Source organism: Ruegeria meonggei (assembly GCF_042768335.1).
Lineage (GTDB): Bacteria > Pseudomonadota > Alphaproteobacteria > Rhodobacterales > Rhodobacteraceae > Ruegeria > Ruegeria meonggei.
Map to the genome: position 1 here is coordinate 1,205,053 of NZ_JAXHBT010000001.1, position 16,003 is coordinate 1,221,055.

The following is a 16,003-nucleotide window of genomic DNA, read 5'->3' on the forward strand; positions in this document are numbered from 1 at the left end:
TCACTAACGGTGTATCGAATGCAGACACAAACTCAAAACGCGTTTCGTGCGCTTGCCGACCCAACCCGCAGGGACATCGTACAGATGCTTGCTGCGCAGGACATGACGATCGCGCAATTGACCGATCAATTTGAAATGACCCGCGCAGCTGTCAAAAAGCACCTGACCGTATTGTCCGATGGCGGTCTCATCACGGTTGAGGCGCGCGGACGGGAACGTATCAACCGACTGGAACCCAAGGGGATGGCCCCTGTTCTGGACTGGCTCAGCTATTTTGACCAGTTCTGGGATGATCGCTTGAACAATCTTAAAGAAGCCATTGAAAGGAATAAAAAGTGACTAAATCCGTTTTGCAAAAATCGATCTTCCTGCAGGCTGAACCTGAAACAGTCTGGGCTTATCTGACCGAGCCTGATCGCCTGGCAGAATGGTTCCACAAGCCCGTGCGCCCTCTGGCGGCAAATCAAAAGCTTGAGATGTTCGGAACCACCAGTGGCGATCTGCTGATCTGGGGCGAGGTGCGCGTTGCCCGCCCGCCTGAATACCTGGAGTACACCTTTACGGTGAAACCCATGGGTGATGCGATCAGCGTGGTCAAATGGACCTTGGAACCCGTCGCAGGCGGTACCCGCTTGGGGCTGCACCATGAAGGCCTGCCCCAAACCGCCGAAGCGTTCGGGCTTATCCTGGCGCTGGACAAAGGCTGGGATGAGCATTTGGGCAAGATGCGGACTGCGTTGCACGAAACAGTTGACGCCTGACCCCTTGTGCAAACCCGCCGCACATCCTACTTAGGCCCGTGGCGGGTTCTGCCCTTCTTGTGACAGGTAGCATTCTGGTGGCCTTAAGCAATTCCGAGGGGGCTGGCTCTGTTCAGGTCCTGGCCTGATTACCTGGCGCCCACCTGTACATACAGGTCCTCGGGAATCAAACCGCACGGTTGACTGGTGGTCCCGCCACACTTTTCGCAAATGTTGCTACTTCGCTGAAGGCGCGTCCTGCCGCACTGGGGCAGGTTCAAAGCTGTGCACAACAGGTGAGCCGCGGCGCGGTCCGCCCGGTTTGTCGGCCATGCTCATGATCGCATAGGCAAACTGGACGCCAGCAAACACGATGCCATTCATGAACCAGATCATGACCAACGCGATCAGACCCATGTCAGATCCGGTGATCAGGCCGCGCAAGTTGGCCACGTTCAGGGCCAGCAGCACGCCGACAAAAATGGCCGAGATGACAAATCCCCAAGCAACCTGTGTGATGTAGAGACGGATAAGTTTGGGCATGGCGAACCTCCTTGCACTCTGACATTCAGATTAGCGCATGCAGGTTCGGGGTAAAGGCGTCAGAACGCCTCGGGCTTGGCCTCATGCGCCATATGGTCCAGCACAGCATTGACGAATTTGGGTTCTTTGCCTTCAGGAAAAAAGGCACGGGCCACGTCAACGAACTCGGTAATGATCACCTTGGGTGGGGTATCGTCCTGCGTCAGTTCAGCCCCGGCCGCGCGGAAGGTTGCGCGCAAGGTGGGGTCGATCCGTGCGATGGGCCATTTCGCAACCAGAGCGCGGTCGGTCATCTGGTCAATCGGTGCCTGATAATTCACGGCATCTTCAACCAGCTTGCGGAACACGCGGATATCGCCGTCCAGCATCTCTTCACCCTCATAGACAGCGCCAAACCGGTGTTCCAGAAACTCATTCACAACCTGTTCGGTCGTCTGGCCCGACTGTTCCATCTGGAACAGCGCCTGCACGGCGTAAAGCCGGGCGGCGGATTTCATCAGGCGTTTCTGGTTGGCCGGTTTCGGCGCGTCTGTCTGGGTCATGCTGTCGTGGATCCGTTGCTGTCGCCCGCCACTAGGATGGACTCGGACGGTGGCTTGAAGCCGACGCCCTTTTTCGAAGCGCCCCACTTACGGCTGAGTGCGATCAGATGCAAGGCCGCAGCGGCGGCTCCGCCACCTTTATTCATCTTTTCTGGGTTAGCACGCACCTCGGCCTGATCGTCATTTTCAACCGTCAGGATGCCGTTGCCGATGCACAGACCCTGCAGGCCCATCAACTGGATGGCCCGGCTGGAGTCGTTGCAGACGGTTTCATAGTGGGTAGTCTCTCCGCGAATGACGCAGCCCAGCGCCACATAACCGTCGAAGTTGCACTGGCGGTCGGCCATGGCGATGGCGGTGGGGATCTCCAGCGCGCCGGGCACCTCGACCACATCACAGGTGCCGCCTGCCCCTTCGATCTCGGCCTTGGCACCAGCCACCAGATTGTCGGCGATGGCGCGATAGAACGGAGCCACCACGATCAGCAGTTTGACAGGTTTGTCGAATGCCGGTGTCGGCAGAACGCCGTGTTTGTCTTGTTCAGCCACGATCAGTCATCCTTGAGAATCGAGCGGGTTCCGACGATGGACAGGCCAAACGCGTCGAGCCCCAGATACACGGTTTCAGGTGAATCCGTCAGCAGCACCAGCTCCTGAATACCCATCTTGGACAGTATCTGCGCGCCCAGACCAGTTTGCTTGATAGTGCGTGGACCTTCGTCATCACCTGCGTAAAGCGAATTGCGGGGCTGGCGGAACAGGCAGACCACGCCGCGCCCCTCGGCGGCGATCTTTTCCATCGCGCGCGGCAATTCATGGGGCGATTTTGGCCCCAGCCCCAGAATGTCGGGGGCCTCGTGCAAGGCATGCGTACGGGTCAGAACGGGTTCGGGTGTGGTGATGTCGCCCTTGACCATCACGACATGTTCGATGCCGTGAGTTTGGTCGGTGAAGATACGCATCTCCCAATCGCCGCCATATTCGGAACTGACGGTTTCCCGCGACGTTTCGACCACAAGATTGTCGTTGCGTGACCGGTACGAGATCAGGTCGCTGATCGTGCCGATCTTCATGTCATGTTCTTTGGCAAACGCAACCAGATCGGGCAAACGCGCCATGGTGCCATCAGATTTCATGATTTCACAGATCACGCCCGAAGGGTTTAGCCCCGCCAGGCGCGAGATATCGACAGCCGCCTCGGTATGACCCGCGCGCACCAGCACCCCACCCCGTTTGGCCCGCAGGGGAAAGACATGGCCCGGCGTTGCGATATGCGCCATCGTATTCTGTTCGTTGATCGCCGTTGCCACGGTCAGCGCCCGATCGCCAGCTGAGATGCCCGTTGATACACCTTCGCGCGCCTCGATGGACACTGTGAACGCGGTTTCATGACGTGATGAGTTGTTCACGGCCATCATCGGCAAGCCCAGCGCGTCTACACGCTCAGCCGTCATCGGCAGGCAGATCAACCCGCGGCCATGTGTGGCCATGAAGTTAATCGCCTCGGCGTCAGCAAACTCGGCAGCTATGACCAGATCGCCTTCATTCTCGCGGTCTTCGTGGTCGACCAGAATGTACATCCGGCCCTTGCGCGCCTCATCGATAATCTCTTCGATCGGGCTGATCGCGTCGCGCAGCTGGGCTTCGACAGGTCCGGGGGTTTCAAAACTCATGAAGCAGCCTTTCGCAAAGCAAGTTTGACCGGGTGGATAGACTACCAGACGTTCAAAGACCAGACCGCATGCGGCACGAGCCGGTCAGGACGCGGCGTTGATTAACGTGGCTCAGGACATCTCGGCCAATCGGGCGACATAGCGCGCCAGGGTGTCGATCTCGAGGTTCACCTGATCCCCAACCGAGACATCACCCCAGGTTGTCACCTCTTTGGTATGCGGAATAAAGTTGATCCCAAATTCGCACATGTCGACATCATTGACGGTCAGCGAGGTCCCGTTCAATGCAACCGACCCTTTCGGAGCAATGAACCGAGCCAGATCCTTTGGCGCGCGCAGGGTGACGCGGGTGCTGTCGCCTTCGTCCTCGACAGCGACCACTTGCGCGACACCGTCCACATGGCCGGACACAATATGCCCGCCCAATTCGTCGCCGACCTTCAGGGCCCGTTCCAGATTGACCCGCTTACCTACTGCCCAGCTGTCCAGATTGGTTTTGGATACGGTCTCGGCGCTGATCTGAACGTCATAACAGTCGTCCCCTAGTGCAATAACAGTCAGACAGACGCCATCGCTTGCAATAGAGGCACCAATATCAATTCCCGCCGTATCATAGGCCGTGTTGATCCGGGCCCGCAGATCGCCTTGCTGATCCAGCTCAGTGATGGTGCCTATATCGGTGACAATCCCTGTAAACATTTCGCTAACCCCTAATTCATACTTTAGCCCAGCGTTCCTAGCCGACCTAAGCCCAAGCTGCGTGCCGGACAAGCCCCACCTTGCCGGGAAGGGCGTAAACGGGCATAATTTCATTAACAAACGACAAGAGCAGCAGTGATGTCACCCTCCGCCATTGGCCCGCAACGCCGCGTGTTTCTATTTTTGCAGGGACCTCATGGCCCGTTTTTCAACGGGCTGGGTCGGATGCTGCGCGCCACAGGGGCCGAGGTCTGGCGTGTCGGGTTCAACGCGGGCGATCAGGCCTTCTGGTCGGACCCATCAAGCTACACCCCGTTCCGCGACGATCCTGCACTTTGGCCTGACACGCTTGCCACGCTGATCGCCGAACGGCGGGTTACGGATATCGTCCTTTACGGTGACACACGCCCGATCCATGCCTGTGCCGTGGACGTTGCGCGCGCCAAAGGCGTCACGGTGCACGTGTTCGAAGAGGGCTATCTGCGCCCGTGGTGGGTCACTTACGAAAGGTCCGGGTCCAACGGGAATTCCCGCCTGATGTCTCTCGAAGTTACGCAGATGCAGCAGGCGCTGGACCAGTCCTTTGCACAGACGCCGCCGCCTCCGTCCCATTGGGGGGATATGCGACAGCACATCTTTTACGGGGCGCTCTATCATTGGTTTGTGCTGTTTATGAACAGGCGCTACCGCAGTTTTCGCCCCCATCGAGACCTGCCTGTTTCAAAAGAGTTTAGCCTGTATTTCAAGCGCCTGGCGCTGATGCCTTTTCATCGCATTCAGCGCCGCTGGGCCACAGCGCGCGCGCGCAGCAGCGGGTTTCCGTACCATCTGGTTCTGCTGCAACTGGGGCATGACAGTTCGGTGCAGTCCCATTCGGACTATAGCTGCATGTCCGATTTTGTGGCGGATGTGATCAAAGGCTTCGCAAAAGGCGCGCCCGCACATCATCGCCTGGTCATCAAGGAACACCCGCTTGAAAACCACCGCGAACCTCTGCGCAAACGCGTGCGTCAGATGGCGCGAACGCATGGTATTTCAGACCGCGTACATTATGTTCCTGGTGGCAAGCTTGCAAAGCTGTTGGACGATGCCAATTCGGCCGTCACAATCAACTCGACCGCCGGGCAGCAGGTTCTGTGGCGTGGCATCCCACTGCGCATCTTTGGCAGATCGGTTTACGACAAGCCTGAATTCGTATCGCACCAGTCTTTAACCGACTTTTTCGCCGCGCCAATGCCCCCAGATCAGAGTGCCTATCAAATCTACCGACGGTTCCTGCTCAAAACCAGCCAGGTGCCGGGTGGGTTTTACTCGCGTCGGGGGCGGCGACAATTGCTGCGCAGCGTGGCTGACATGATGCTCAGCGCAAAAGATCCCTATCAATCGGTCCTGACCAACAAAGAGGCGCTGACGCCACAGTTGCGAGTTGTTGAGTAGCCCAGACCCACGCGGCGCTAGATGTTATCGCACAATCCGGATAACTTACGGCCAACAAAAGACTATAACAAAGACGACTGAGGATAGCCGGCAGTGAAGCGTTTTCCAATCCGATGGGTACGGGGGATTTCCCTTGTCGCCGCTATTGGCCTTTTGGCCGCGTGCCAGCTTCCTAAGGCCGGGCCCAATAAAAGTGAAATTCTGGCAGGCTCTGTTGAAAACGGTGGCAACGCATTTGTTGTCGAAGTCGACGACCGGGTGTCCGAGGCCACCTCAGCCGTTCCGCAATTTGGGTTTTCCTCCGCATTTCGCAGCGCGACCAGTCTGGCTGCAGATACCGTCCGTCCCGGTGACACCTTGGGCATGACGATCTGGGAAAACGTCGATGATGGCCTTCTATCCGGAGAGCTGAGCTCATCCACCATTCTAGAGCAAGTACAAGTCGACAGCGACGGATTCATCTTTGTGCCCTATGCCGGGCGCATTCGCGCCGCGGGCAACACGCCCGAGCAATTGCGACAGCTGATCACAAGTAAACTTGCCGAACAAACGCCCGACCCGCAGGTTCAGGTGCGCCGCACGGCCGGGGACGGCTCCACCGTCACGTTGACCGGTGAAATCGGCGCCCCCGGTGTCTACCCGATCGAACGCCCAAGCCGCACCTTGTCCGGGATGCTGTCGCGTGCCGGTGGGGTGGCCCTTGGTTCCGACATTGCGGTTGTAACGTTGATCCGCGGCAACAACCGGGGAACGGTTTGGTACGAAGACCTGTTCCGCGACCCCAGCCTGGACGTCGCTCTTCGCGGTGGAGATCGTATTCTGGTAGAGGCCGACACCCGGTCTTACATCGCCCTGGGTGCAACAGGCGGGCAATCCCGTGTGGCCTTTGACACCCAGGACCTGTCCGCGCTTGAAGCCCTGGCGCAGGTCGGTGGCTTACAATCCCTGTCCTCTGACCCCACCGGTATCTTTATTTTGCGGGACGAACGTCAGGATATCGCCCGCTCGGTCATGGGCCGTTCTGATCTGCAAGGGGAACAGCGCATGGTTTACCTGCTGAACCTCACTGCCCCCAACGGGCTGTTCATTGCCCGTGATTTTGTCATTCGCGACGATGACACGATCTATGTGACCGAAGCCCCATACGCGCAATGGAGCAAGTCCATCTCGCTGATCGCCGGTGGCCTGACCCCGGTCGCAAATGTAGCGACGCTGACGGGCGGTTGATGCAATCCGAAACAACAGCCGGGTCAAAGCGGTCTCGGCTGTTTGTCTATAATGCCGGCTTTCTGACACAGCGCCGTATTAGGCGCATTCTTTCCCTCAAGGGGTACGATATTCGCATTGGCTTTCCCAAGGACGGCGATGTCGTAGGCGTTTGGGGCAATAGCCCCACAGCCCGCCGAGGGTTGTCCGTTGCCACGAAACACAATGTGCCGATCCTGCGGGTTGAGGACGCATTTCTTCGGTCACTTCATCCTGGTCGCGATGGTGAGGCCCCGCTTGGCCTGTTGTTGGACCAATCCGGCCTTCATTTCGGTCCGGCACATCCTTCGGATATTGAGACGTTGCTGGCCACGCACCCTCTAGACGACACGGCTTTGTTGAATCGGGCCCGTTATGGAATTGCGCGGGTGCGCGAGTTGCATCTGAGCAAGTACTCTGCCTTCGACCCCGACCGACCGCCCCCCAATCCGGGTTATGTTTTGGTGGTCGATCAGACCCAGGGTGACGCGTCCGTCACCGCCAGCGGGGGCGACGCCGCCCGGTTTCGCGAAATGCTGGTCATGGCACAAGAGGAAAATCCAGGCGCCAAAGTTCTGATCAAAACCCACCCCGAAACCAACGCTGGTCACAGGGCTGGCTATTTCTCGGACCGGGATGTCACCGACCGGGTCTCGCTCATGACAGCGCCGATCAGCCCGTGGTGCTTGCTGGAAGGGGCTGTTGGCGTCTACACCCTGTCCTCTCAGCTGGGGTTCGAGGCGATCATGGCCGGACACAAACCCCGTGTATTCGGCCAGCCCTTTTATGCCGGGTGGGGCCTGACACAGGACGAGGCCCACTTTCCCCGCCGCCAGCGCAGCCTGACCCGGGCGCAACTGTTTGCGGCGTCGATGATCCTCTACCCGACTTGGTACGATCCTTACCGGGACCAGGTGTGTGAACTGGAAACAATCCTGGACACGCTTGAGGCGCAAACCCGCACCTGGCGGCAGGATCACAAGGGCTGGACCGCCTCGGGTATGCGGGTGTGGAAACGCAAGCACCTGCAACAAATGTTCGGGCGCGAAAAGAAAATCCGGTTCACATCGGCCCAACCGGACAATTCCGACCGGCCGCACATGGTCTGGGCCAGGCATGCCCGCGACGCCACAGATGCGGTGCGTGTCGAAGACGGATTTCTGCGGTCGCGCGGTTTGGGGGCCAGCCTGGTGCCGCCTATCTCATTGGCGACTGACGATCTCGGCATTTACTACGACCCCACCCATCCCAGCCAGTTGGAGGAGTTAATCGCGGCGCGCGAAACCCTGCGACCGGATCAGGATATCCGCGCCGAACGTCTGGTTGCGCAGATCATCACGGGCCGCCTCAGCAAATACAACACCGGCGATGCGGTTCCCGATTTGCCCGCCGGTCACCGTATTCTGGTGCCAGGACAGGTCGAAGACGACGCCTCGATCCTTATGGGTACAACATCGGTACGCACAAACACCGATCTGTTGCGCGCAACCCGCGCCGCGAACCCAGACGCTATCGTGATCTACAAACCCCATCCGGATGTTGAGGCTGGCTTGCGCGAAGGCGCGCTGGACGACGCCCATCTGGCGGATGTCATTGTCCGAAACACCGACCCGGCCGCACTGCTGTCTGAGGTTCAGGAAGTCTGGACCATGACCTCATTGCTGGGGTTCGAAGCGCTGTTGCGCGGCGTCGCCGTTACTACGTTGGGTGCGCCGTTTTATGCGGGCTGGGGGCTGACCCAGGATTTGGGCACCGTTCCGGCGCGCCGCGGCGCGCGACCGTCATTGTTGGGATTGGTGCATGCTGCATTGATCGACTACCCGCGCTATCTGGATCCGATCACTGGCCAGCCCTGCCCGGTTGAGGTCGCACTGGAACGCTTGGCCGACAGGTCCGGCACCAAAGGCGGTCCATCGCTCCGGGTGTTGTCCAAGCTGCAAGGGACATTTGCCACGCACGCGCATCTGTGGCGCCGCCGCTAACGCAGCGCGCGCGACCAGCGGTGCAATACATCAGGCCCTACGGCCCGCGTTTCGATCAGTTCAAACCGGGGGGCGCTGTCCAGTTTCTCAAGCCCGAGCGCGCCAATGGCTGGCAACCCTTCGGCACCGATCGTCAGACCTGCGCTAAAGCCCACCAACTCGTCCACAAGGTCGTCAGCCAGCAAGGACGCAGCCAATGCGGACCCGCCCTCGCAAAACACCCGTGTCAGCCCTGCATGCCCAAGTTGCTGCAGCAGATCCGCAGAATCGATATGGTGGTCCTGCAAGGCGCAGGGGATCAAACGAGCACCCATCCCTTCCCACGCGCGGGCACGTTCTGCGTCCGGGGACGGGCCGTGGCACAGCCAAACAGGAACCTCGGATGCAGTCCGCGCTAACTGCCCCAACAGCGGGATGTCCAAACGACGAGAGACAACAACCCGCACCGGTTGCGCCGCAATCCCCAGATCACGCACCGTAAGAGAGGGGTCATCGACACGCGCGGTCCCGGCCCCAACCATCACCGCATCATGGCGCGCGCGCATGGCATGCACGGCCCGGCGCGCCTTAGGTCCGGTGATCCACTGGCTGTGCCCGTTGGACGTGGCGATCCGCCCGTCAAAACTGCTGGCCAGTTTAAGTGTTACAAAGGGTCGACCTTGTTCGGTTTTCAGAAAGAAACCTGCGTGATCCTGCGCGGCCTGATCCGCCAGAACGCCAGTCGTCACCTCGATACCGGCCTCACGTAACATGGCAAAGCCCTGCCCCGCCACACGTGCATCGCTGTCCTCAATGGCCGACACCACCCGGGATACTCCGGCTGAGATCAAGGCCTCGGCACAGGGCGGTGTTTGACCATGATGCGAACATGGTTCCAGTGACACATACGCTGTCGCGCCGCGTGCAGCCTCACCAGCCTGTGCCAGTGCTTCGGCTTCTGCATGGGGGCGGCCGCCCGGCTGGGTCCAGCCACGACCAATAATCCGTCCGACGCGCACGATGACACAGCCGACAGACGGGTTGGGCCAACACGCCCCTTGCCCGCGCTGACCCAAAGACAAGGCCAGCGCCATATATCGCTTATCTGTTTCGCTCACTCGTCCGTCGAAGGCTGCGGCGGGCGCAGTTCGTGGACAAACTCCTCGAAATCATCGGCCGCCTGGAAATTCTTGTACACACTCGCAAAGCGAACATAGGCCACGGTGTCGATCCGCGCCAGAGCTTCCATGACGATCTCGCCGATCTTGCTGGACGGGATATCGGTCTCACCCATGCTTTCCAGACGCCGCACAATACCCGAGATCATCTGATCGATACGTTCGGGATCGATGGGCCGTTTCTGCATCGAAATGCGGATCGAGCGTTCGAGCTTATCGCGGTCGAAATCTTCGCGTTTGCCATTGGTTTTGATCACCACCAGATCGCGCAACTGCACGCGTTCATAGGTTGTGAACCGTCCGCCACAGGCCGGGCAAAATCTGCGCCGGCGGATCGCAGCATGATCCTCTGCCGGGCGTGAATCTTTGACTTGTGTGTCGATGTTTCCGCAAAACGGGCAGCGCATCCGCCGTCTCCTCGTCCCTGGTTCGGCCTCTTTTGTAAGCACTCTGGCTTACTTATCCACAACTATAGGGCAGCCGCTAGGATTTGGGTAGTCGGAAATTTTCACCGCAAGATAAAGGGGTCACGCGAAATGGGCAGTGACCCTTCTCTGATGCGCCGCTGTGCGGTGCTCAAACAGAAAAATGCCTTGCCATGTTCCCAGCACCGGCTTGCCGAATGCCACCGGAATAGACAAGGACACCGGTAAAAGCGCGGCCTTGATATGGGCGGGCATGTCATCTGGCCCTTCATAGGTGTGTCGCAAATACGCCATCGAGGGATGATCCGAGGGCGGCACCAGCCGGTCAAAGAAAGCACTCAGATCAGTTCGCACTTCAGGATCTGCGTTTTCCTGAATAACCAGCGAACACGACGTATGTCGTACAAACAGGGTCAGCAATCCGTCACGTTCGACCGAGTTTAGCCAGTTTCGCACATCCTTGGTGAATTCGTACAACCCCGGACCATACGTCGAAATAAGAAACTCGGTCTGCAAAACGCAACGATACTCCGTTTAGTTGTCGAAAAGCGGACGGCGATTGCACAGGCCGTTTGCGCTTTGAACCGACCGGCTTTGGCCCGGGATGAACCCAACAGAGTTCGACATGACGTTCAGATCAACGCCTTTTGGCGGCGTGATCGAAAACTGCACGGCCGTTCTGCGGCCTGTCGCTTCGCTGGGGCCATAGCCGCGCACAACATAAATTGGCTGCTGCCAACCCGCACCCAGCGATCTGCGGGCAAAGTCGGCGGCGGCACACCAATAGCCATCTGCGTCCGTGCGTCCACGCGGGATCACTTCAAATATTGAACTGTTCACCGCAACCGTCTGATATCCGAGACGGCCGTTAAACGCCGACGCCGGAGTGCCCAGCACAAGGGCAGCAAATACTGCGTAAGATAATATCTTTTCCATAAGCATACTCTTTCCTGTTTCGAGGTAAGTATTGACTTAGTTTACAATGAAAGCCGGCAAAGCCGGTTCACGATGATTTCAGCCACAGTGCCCATCGGCGTGAACAGGCGTCAACCAGCCGCGATACCGGATCAACCGGCCCAGCATTGGCACCTCGGCCGATACGTCAAACCAGAAATGACCGTCTTCGCCCTGCCATTCAGCGGTTGAAGATCGCGGCAACAGGAACGCAGGGCATGGCAGGCCCAGCACGCTCACGCGACGGATGTGGATAAATATACGCCCATCTGACACCTCTGGCTTCAGCCACAACGTCACCCAACCCAGTTTTTCACGAATAGACCCGGTTTCGTGATCATGGGTCAGCCGCGAGCACGTGGTGTGTCCGTTGAAATCCCGCTGCCAGGTCCATTCGTGCCCGTTCCGCTCGATCCTGACCTGCACTGGGATATCTTCGGCGTTTAGGGGAAAGCGTCCAAGTCGCAACATCAGGTCGATCAGCAGGCCCCGTCCCCTGCGGACATCGCAGCGCCCCGAATATAGACCTGTATTGCCGTGTAGTCGGCGAACAGCCATTGGCAGCTCACTATCCTCTGGCAAGGCCTGCAGAAAGGGATCAGGTTGCACTTAAAACCCCTCGGGCAAGAACCGGGACCGCAAACTGGTTTCCGGGATCAAACAAGCCTCGGTACGGCCGAATATCTTATACCTGTTCCGGGCGATGGCGTAGTATAGGGGGTCTTTGACCGGGCCAGGCAGGAACCTGCAAAGCGACAGAACAGGCCACCCCCCCGGCAAAGCACGCATGGCTGCAGCAAAGGCATCAAGCCGCTGGTGAGTTACGCCATCCACAACCACCAGATTTGTTTCGAATTTATCCGTCGGCAAACCAAGTTCTGCGTACAACCTCTGCCCCAATGGCGATTGAGCCGTGGCAAACCTGAATCGCTGCGCCGTGTCCTGCGCCACCATAAACCTGAAGAAACCGGAACACAGAACGCATTCTCCATCAAATACGATCAGGTCGCCGCTATCCGGCATTGCGGCACTTGTTTGGTTCGGCATCAAAACTGCGCCCAGTTGTTCCCTTGCCGCGCACCCTTTCATCGCGCCCCAATTCAGGCAATGCGACAAGTGGCCATTTGGTCAGATGCACAAAATAGATAACATGCCGGGGAGCCTCCGGTGTCTTTGTGGCAAAACTCCGTGGCTCTGACCCCATCCCCATAAGGCACTAACCCGACAACGCGCTGAAACTATTCGATCCCGCGCATCTGGTCTTGTGCGCATCAGCCAAAAGTGTTCGATTTCTTGTCAAACGTCGCCGCCGAGTTTTATAACCAAACGTATTCCGGAACCAACCGATTGATCGCAAGCACCCGCAATCACGTGCAAATCCATTGAGAATGCAGTAGAAAAAGCCATGGAAGTTCATATCTCCCGCATCCAATTGCTAACCAGATCTCTGGACCAACAGGCGGAAACTCCGGATACGGCAGACCGCATCCTTGATAAATGCGGACTGGACCGGGCAGCAATTGCGGCTTCGGACACGACGTACACGGCCACTCAGGAGGCGCTGTTCGTGCGATATGCCTGCGATGCGCTGGGGGATATCACCTTTGCTGCGCAGGCTGGGATGCAGTTCACTTCATCCTCCAGCCTGACCGCTTATATCAGCAAATACTCGCGCGATCTGAGGCAGGTCATCGAGAATACGTCGCGGTTTCATGGGATGATTGATCCCGCGATTTTCTTCAGCCTGCGCCATGCCGGGAATTTCGCCACGATTGAGGCCGACTGGAAGGATGCCAGCTATGCCCGGTATCATCGGCGCACCGAGTTTCTGATGTTCGCGGGGCTGGCCCGCATGCGTAGCCTGACCCAATCGAATTTCTATCCGATTGAAATACGCTTTCAGCACGAGGTCGGTGAAAACAGCAAACAGTTTCAGAAACTGGCTGGTTTTCCGGTTGTTTTCGGCGCCGAGCGGTTGGAATTTGTGCTGGCCCTGTCCTCACTGGATATACCGGTTCCCACCTACGATTCGAACCTGCGCGAGCATCTTCTGGAATATGGTGAACGCGTGATGGCTGAGCGGCGCTCACCCAAGCAACGGTTGCGCGCCCAGGTCGAAGGGCTCATTACCCGCTCATTGCCCGGCGCGATCATTCAGGCAGAAGACGTCGCGGCCAATCTGGGCATGAGCCCCCGCACCTTTGCCCGTCGTCTCAAGGATGAAGGGGCTAGCTATCGCGACATAGTCGATGACCTCAGATGCGATCTGGCCCAGACTTTTATCACCAACGGCATGCCACTGTCCGAGATCGCGTTTTCTTTGGGTTATGCTGATCAACCTGCGTTTTCGACGGCGTTCAAACGTTGGACTGGTCTGGCACCCAGTTCGTTCCGAAGCCGTTTGGATTTTCCGGTCAAAACTTGAATCCGGTGGCCGGGGGTCATCAGCGGCGACGCCTCGCCCCGGCCTGTCCCATGAGTGGACACTGGAGATATAGAAAGGCGCACAGGCCGCGACTTGTGAGTTCTCGCCAATTTGATCGTACCGGCAGACAACGTGAACCGCCCGTAGCCAAAAAAAAGGCGCCTCGGTTGAGGCGCCTTCGGGGGTTACTGATCCAGGAAGGATCGCAACTTACGCGACCGGCTGGGATGTTTCAGCTTGCGCAGCGCTTTCGCTTCGATCTGGCGGATCCGTTCGCGGGTCACGCTGAACTGTTGTCCAACCTCTTCCAGCGTGTGGTCAGTGTTCATGCCGATGCCAAAGCGCATCCGCAGAACGCGTTCTTCCCGCGGGGTAAGCGAGGCCAGAACCCGTGTGGTGGTTTCCTTGAGGTTTTCCTGAATGGCGCTGTCCAATGGCAGCACCGCATTCTTGTCCTCAATGAAATCGCCAAGCTGGCTGTCTTCCTCGTCGCCGATGGGCGTCTCCAATGAGATCGGCTCTTTGGCGATTTTCATCACCTTGCGCACCTTCTCGAGCGGCATCTGCAGCTTTTCAGCCAGTTCTTCCGGCGTCGGCTCACGGCCGATCTCGTGCAGCATCTGACGTCCGGTACGAACCAGCTTGTTGATCGTCTCGATCATGTGGACCGGAATACGGATCGTGCGGGCCTGATCTGCGATGGACCGCGTGATCGCCTGACGAATCCACCAGGTTGCATAGGTCGAGAACTTATAACCACGGCGGTATTCGAACTTGTCCACCGCCTTCATCAGGCCGATGTTGCCTTCCTGAATAAGATCAAGGAATTGCAGGCCGCGGTTCGTGTACTTTTTGGCGATCGAGATCACCAGGCGCAGGTTCGCCTCGACCATTTCTTTCTTGGCTTGACGGGCTTCTTTCTCGCCCTTTTGTACCTGCTGCACGATGCGACGGAATTCGCTGATATCCAGACCGACATATTGACCGACCTGCGCCATGTCGTTGCGCAATTCTTCAACCTTGTCGGTCGACCGTTCGATGAACATCTGCCACCCACGACCAGGCTTTTCGGCCATCTCAGCCATCCAGTTCGGGTCTAGTTCGCGGCCCCGATAGGCGTCGATGAATTCGCGGCGGTTGATGCGGGCCTGATCGGCCAGCTTTACCATTGAACTGTCCAGGGACATGATCCGCCGGTTGATGCCATAGAGCTGGTCAATCAACGCTTCGATCCGGTTGTTATGCAGGTGAAGCCCGTTCACCAGCTCAACAATCTCTGCCCGCAGTTTTTGGTAGGTCGCCTCGTCCGTTTCACTGAACGAACCGTCTTCGTTCAGAGTCGCCGAAATCCGACTGTCCTGCATCTCGGACAACATCGAGAAATCAGTTGAGATCCGCTCCAACGTCGTCAGAACCTGATCCTTCAGCGCTGCTTCCATAGCAGCCAGAGACATGTTGGCCTGTTCGTCTTCGTCATCATCATCGTCGCTGGCAATCGGGTTGCCGTCCGCGTCCAATTCTGGACCCGTTTCCTCTTTGGCCGGCTTGGCTGCTTGCACAGCTGACGTGTCGACGACCGGCTCTTCGACATCGCCGTCTTCGTCAAGCTGGTTGCCAAAAGTGGTCTCCAGATCAATAACGTCGCGCAGCAGAATGTCTTCTGAAAGCAATTCGTCATGCCAGATCGTGATCGCCTGGAATGTCAGCGGGCTTTCGCACAAGCCCAAGATCATCGTGTTCCGACCCGCCTCGATCCGCTTTGCAATGGCAATCTCGCCTTCGCGGCTCAACAGCTCAACGCTGCCCATCTCGCGCAGATACATGCGGACGGGGTCATCCGTGCGGTCCAGCTTTTCGGTTGCCGCACCTGACAGCGCCACCTCACGGTTGCTGTCAGTCGTCACCAGTTCGGTCGAGCCTTTGTTCTCTTCCTCTTCGGCCTCTTCATCTTCGATGATGTTGATGCCCATTTCGGACAGCATCGACATAACATCTTCGATTTGTTCCGAACTGACCTGATCAGGTGGCAAAACCTGATTAAGCTGGTCGTAGGTGATGTAACCTTTCTCGCGGGCCTCGGCGATCATCTTCTTGACGTTGGCCTGACTCATGTCCAGCGAGATTTCCTGTTCCTGCTCGTCGGATTTGCGGTCTTCGTTCGTATCCTTGGCGGCCATTCAAT

18 protein-coding genes are annotated in these 16,003 nt (G+C 58.1%); 6 read left to right on the forward strand and 12 right to left on the reverse strand.

Going from position 1 to position 16,003, the window contains the following annotated elements:
* Positions 1-18: 18 nt before the first annotated feature.
* Together SJY13_RS05985 and SJY13_RS05990 are read left to right on the forward strand one after the other, a co-directional pair.
* Entirely contained in the window at positions 19-339 is a 321-nt protein-coding gene (locus tag SJY13_RS05985; RefSeq protein ID WP_085821829.1) for an ArsR/SmtB family transcription factor, read from the forward strand.
* Positions 336-761 carry an SRPBCC family protein gene (locus SJY13_RS05990; protein WP_377188893.1) on the forward strand — a complete coding sequence of 142 codons (426 nt, stop codon included), beginning with the start codon at positions 336-338 and terminating at the stop codon, positions 759-761. Before SJY13_RS05985 ends, SJY13_RS05990 begins: the two co-directional genes overlap by 4 nt.
* Positions 762-977: 216 nt before the next feature.
* Here SJY13_RS05990 and SJY13_RS05995 read toward each other — a convergent pair whose 3' ends face one another.
* The 5 genes from SJY13_RS05995 to SJY13_RS06015 form a co-directional block, all read right to left on the reverse strand.
* A complete protein-coding gene (locus SJY13_RS05995; protein ID WP_085821831.1) occupies positions 978-1,283 on the reverse strand; it encodes a hypothetical protein in 306 nt (101 codons plus the stop codon).
* A gap of 59 nt (positions 1,284-1,342) precedes the next feature.
* Positions 1,343-1,825, reverse strand: a complete 483-nt coding sequence (gene nusB, locus SJY13_RS06000) for a transcription antitermination factor NusB (protein WP_377188896.1) — start codon at positions 1,823-1,825, stop codon at positions 1,343-1,345.
* A complete protein-coding gene (locus SJY13_RS06005; RefSeq protein ID WP_377188899.1) occupies positions 1,822-2,373 on the reverse strand; it encodes a 6,7-dimethyl-8-ribityllumazine synthase in 552 nt (183 codons plus the stop codon). Before SJY13_RS06005 ends, nusB begins: the two co-directional genes overlap by 4 nt.
* 2 nt (positions 2,374-2,375) lie before the next feature.
* On the reverse strand, positions 2,376-3,497 hold the full coding sequence (ribB, locus tag SJY13_RS06010; RefSeq protein WP_377188902.1) for a 3,4-dihydroxy-2-butanone-4-phosphate synthase: 1,122 nt from the start codon (positions 3,495-3,497) through the stop codon (positions 2,376-2,378).
* A gap of 111 nt (positions 3,498-3,608) precedes the next feature.
* Complete coding sequence (locus SJY13_RS06015; protein ID WP_377188905.1) at positions 3,609-4,196, reverse strand: riboflavin synthase; 588 nt, start codon at positions 4,194-4,196, stop codon at positions 3,609-3,611.
* A gap of 138 nt (positions 4,197-4,334) precedes the next feature.
* Between SJY13_RS06015 and SJY13_RS06020 the strand changes: the two genes are divergently transcribed.
* From SJY13_RS06020 to SJY13_RS06030, 3 genes are all read left to right on the forward strand, one after another.
* Positions 4,335-5,633, forward strand: coding sequence for a capsule biosynthesis protein (locus SJY13_RS06020; protein WP_377188907.1), 1,299 nt, complete (start codon positions 4,335-4,337; stop codon positions 5,631-5,633).
* 93 nt (positions 5,634-5,726) lie between these two features.
* The gene (locus SJY13_RS06025; RefSeq protein WP_085821837.1) at positions 5,727-6,860 is read left to right on the forward strand and encodes a polysaccharide biosynthesis/export family protein; all 1,134 of its coding nucleotides are present in this window, start codon (positions 5,727-5,729) and stop codon (positions 6,858-6,860) included.
* The gene (locus tag SJY13_RS06030; protein ID WP_377188911.1) at positions 6,860-8,860 is read left to right on the forward strand and encodes a capsular polysaccharide biosynthesis protein; all 2,001 of its coding nucleotides are present in this window, start codon (positions 6,860-6,862) and stop codon (positions 8,858-8,860) included. The genes SJY13_RS06025 and SJY13_RS06030 overlap by 1 nt, the downstream gene beginning before the upstream one ends.
* Here the strand turns inward: SJY13_RS06030 and ribD are convergent.
* The 6 genes from ribD to SJY13_RS06060 all read right to left on the reverse strand — a co-directional run bounded on the left by ribD (position 8,857) and on the right by SJY13_RS06060 (position 12,419).
* Positions 8,857-9,957: a bifunctional diaminohydroxyphosphoribosylaminopyrimidine deaminase/5-amino-6-(5-phosphoribosylamino)uracil reductase RibD gene (gene ribD / locus SJY13_RS06035; RefSeq protein WP_377188914.1), complete on the reverse strand. Its 1,101-nt coding sequence runs from the start codon at positions 9,955-9,957 to the stop codon at positions 8,857-8,859. The genes SJY13_RS06030 and ribD overlap by 4 nt on opposite strands.
* On the reverse strand, positions 9,954-10,424 hold the full coding sequence (gene nrdR, locus SJY13_RS06040) for a transcriptional regulator NrdR (RefSeq protein WP_058274803.1): 471 nt from the start codon (positions 10,422-10,424) through the stop codon (positions 9,954-9,956). Before nrdR ends, ribD begins: the two co-directional genes overlap by 4 nt.
* A gap of 120 nt (positions 10,425-10,544) precedes the next feature.
* Complete coding sequence (locus SJY13_RS06045) at positions 10,545-10,958, reverse strand: secondary thiamine-phosphate synthase enzyme YjbQ (RefSeq protein ID WP_377188918.1); 414 nt, start codon at positions 10,956-10,958, stop codon at positions 10,545-10,547.
* A gap of 18 nt (positions 10,959-10,976) precedes the next feature.
* Positions 10,977-11,378, reverse strand: a complete 402-nt coding sequence (locus SJY13_RS06050; protein WP_377188921.1) for a hypothetical protein — start codon at positions 11,376-11,378, stop codon at positions 10,977-10,979.
* Positions 11,379-11,456: 78 nt separating this feature from the next.
* Positions 11,457-12,005 carry a DUF4166 domain-containing protein gene (locus SJY13_RS06055; protein WP_377188924.1) on the reverse strand — a complete coding sequence of 183 codons (549 nt, stop codon included), beginning with the start codon at positions 12,003-12,005 and terminating at the stop codon, positions 11,457-11,459.
* Positions 12,006-12,419, reverse strand: coding sequence for a thiol-disulfide oxidoreductase DCC family protein (locus SJY13_RS06060; protein WP_377188927.1), 414 nt, complete (start codon positions 12,417-12,419; stop codon positions 12,006-12,008).
* A 382-nt stretch (positions 12,420-12,801) separates the two neighbouring features.
* Here SJY13_RS06060 and SJY13_RS06065 point away from each other — a divergent pair, with 382 nt between their 5' ends.
* Positions 12,802-13,821 carry a helix-turn-helix domain-containing protein gene (locus SJY13_RS06065; protein ID WP_085821845.1) on the forward strand — a complete coding sequence of 340 codons (1,020 nt, stop codon included), beginning with the start codon at positions 12,802-12,804 and terminating at the stop codon, positions 13,819-13,821.
* Between the two features lie 185 nt (positions 13,822-14,006).
* Here the strand turns inward: SJY13_RS06065 and rpoD are convergent, their stop codons facing one another.
* Entirely contained in the window at positions 14,007-15,998 is a 1,992-nt protein-coding gene (gene rpoD / locus SJY13_RS06070; protein ID WP_085821846.1) for an RNA polymerase sigma factor RpoD, read from the reverse strand.
* Between the last annotated feature and the right edge of the window lie 5 nt (positions 15,999-16,003).

Bases quoted from the DNA above. Each gene is read 5' to 3' on its own strand.
- SJY13_RS05985 (WP_085821829.1), top strand. From the start codon at position 19: ATGCAGACACAAACTCAAAACGCGTTTCGTGCGCTTGCCGACCCAACC.
- SJY13_RS05995 (WP_085821831.1), bottom strand. From the start codon at position 1,283: ATGCCCAAACTTATCCGTCTCTACATCACACAGGTTGCTTGGGGATTT.
- nusB (WP_377188896.1), bottom strand. From the start codon at position 1,825: ATGACCCAGACAGACGCGCCGAAACCGGCCAACCAGAAACGCCTGATG.
- ribB (WP_377188902.1), bottom strand. From the start codon at position 3,497: ATGAGTTTTGAAACCCCCGGACCTGTCGAAGCCCAGCTGCGCGACGCG.
- SJY13_RS06015 (WP_377188905.1), bottom strand. From the start codon at position 4,196: ATGTTTACAGGGATTGTCACCGATATAGGCACCATCACTGAGCTGGAT.
- SJY13_RS06020 (WP_377188907.1), top strand. From the start codon at position 4,335: ATGTCACCCTCCGCCATTGGCCCGCAACGCCGCGTGTTTCTATTTTTG.
- SJY13_RS06030 (WP_377188911.1), top strand. From the start codon at position 6,860: ATGCAATCCGAAACAACAGCCGGGTCAAAGCGGTCTCGGCTGTTTGTC.
- nrdR (WP_058274803.1), bottom strand. From the start codon at position 10,424: ATGCGCTGCCCGTTTTGCGGAAACATCGACACACAAGTCAAAGATTCA.
- SJY13_RS06050 (WP_377188921.1), bottom strand. From the start codon at position 11,378: ATGGAAAAGATATTATCTTACGCAGTATTTGCTGCCCTTGTGCTGGGC.
- SJY13_RS06060 (WP_377188927.1), bottom strand. From the start codon at position 12,419: ATGCCGGATAGCGGCGACCTGATCGTATTTGATGGAGAATGCGTTCTG.
- SJY13_RS06065 (WP_085821845.1), top strand. From the start codon at position 12,802: ATGGAAGTTCATATCTCCCGCATCCAATTGCTAACCAGATCTCTGGAC.
- rpoD (WP_085821846.1), bottom strand. From the start codon at position 15,998: ATGGCCGCCAAGGATACGAACGAAGACCGCAAATCCGACGAGCAGGAA.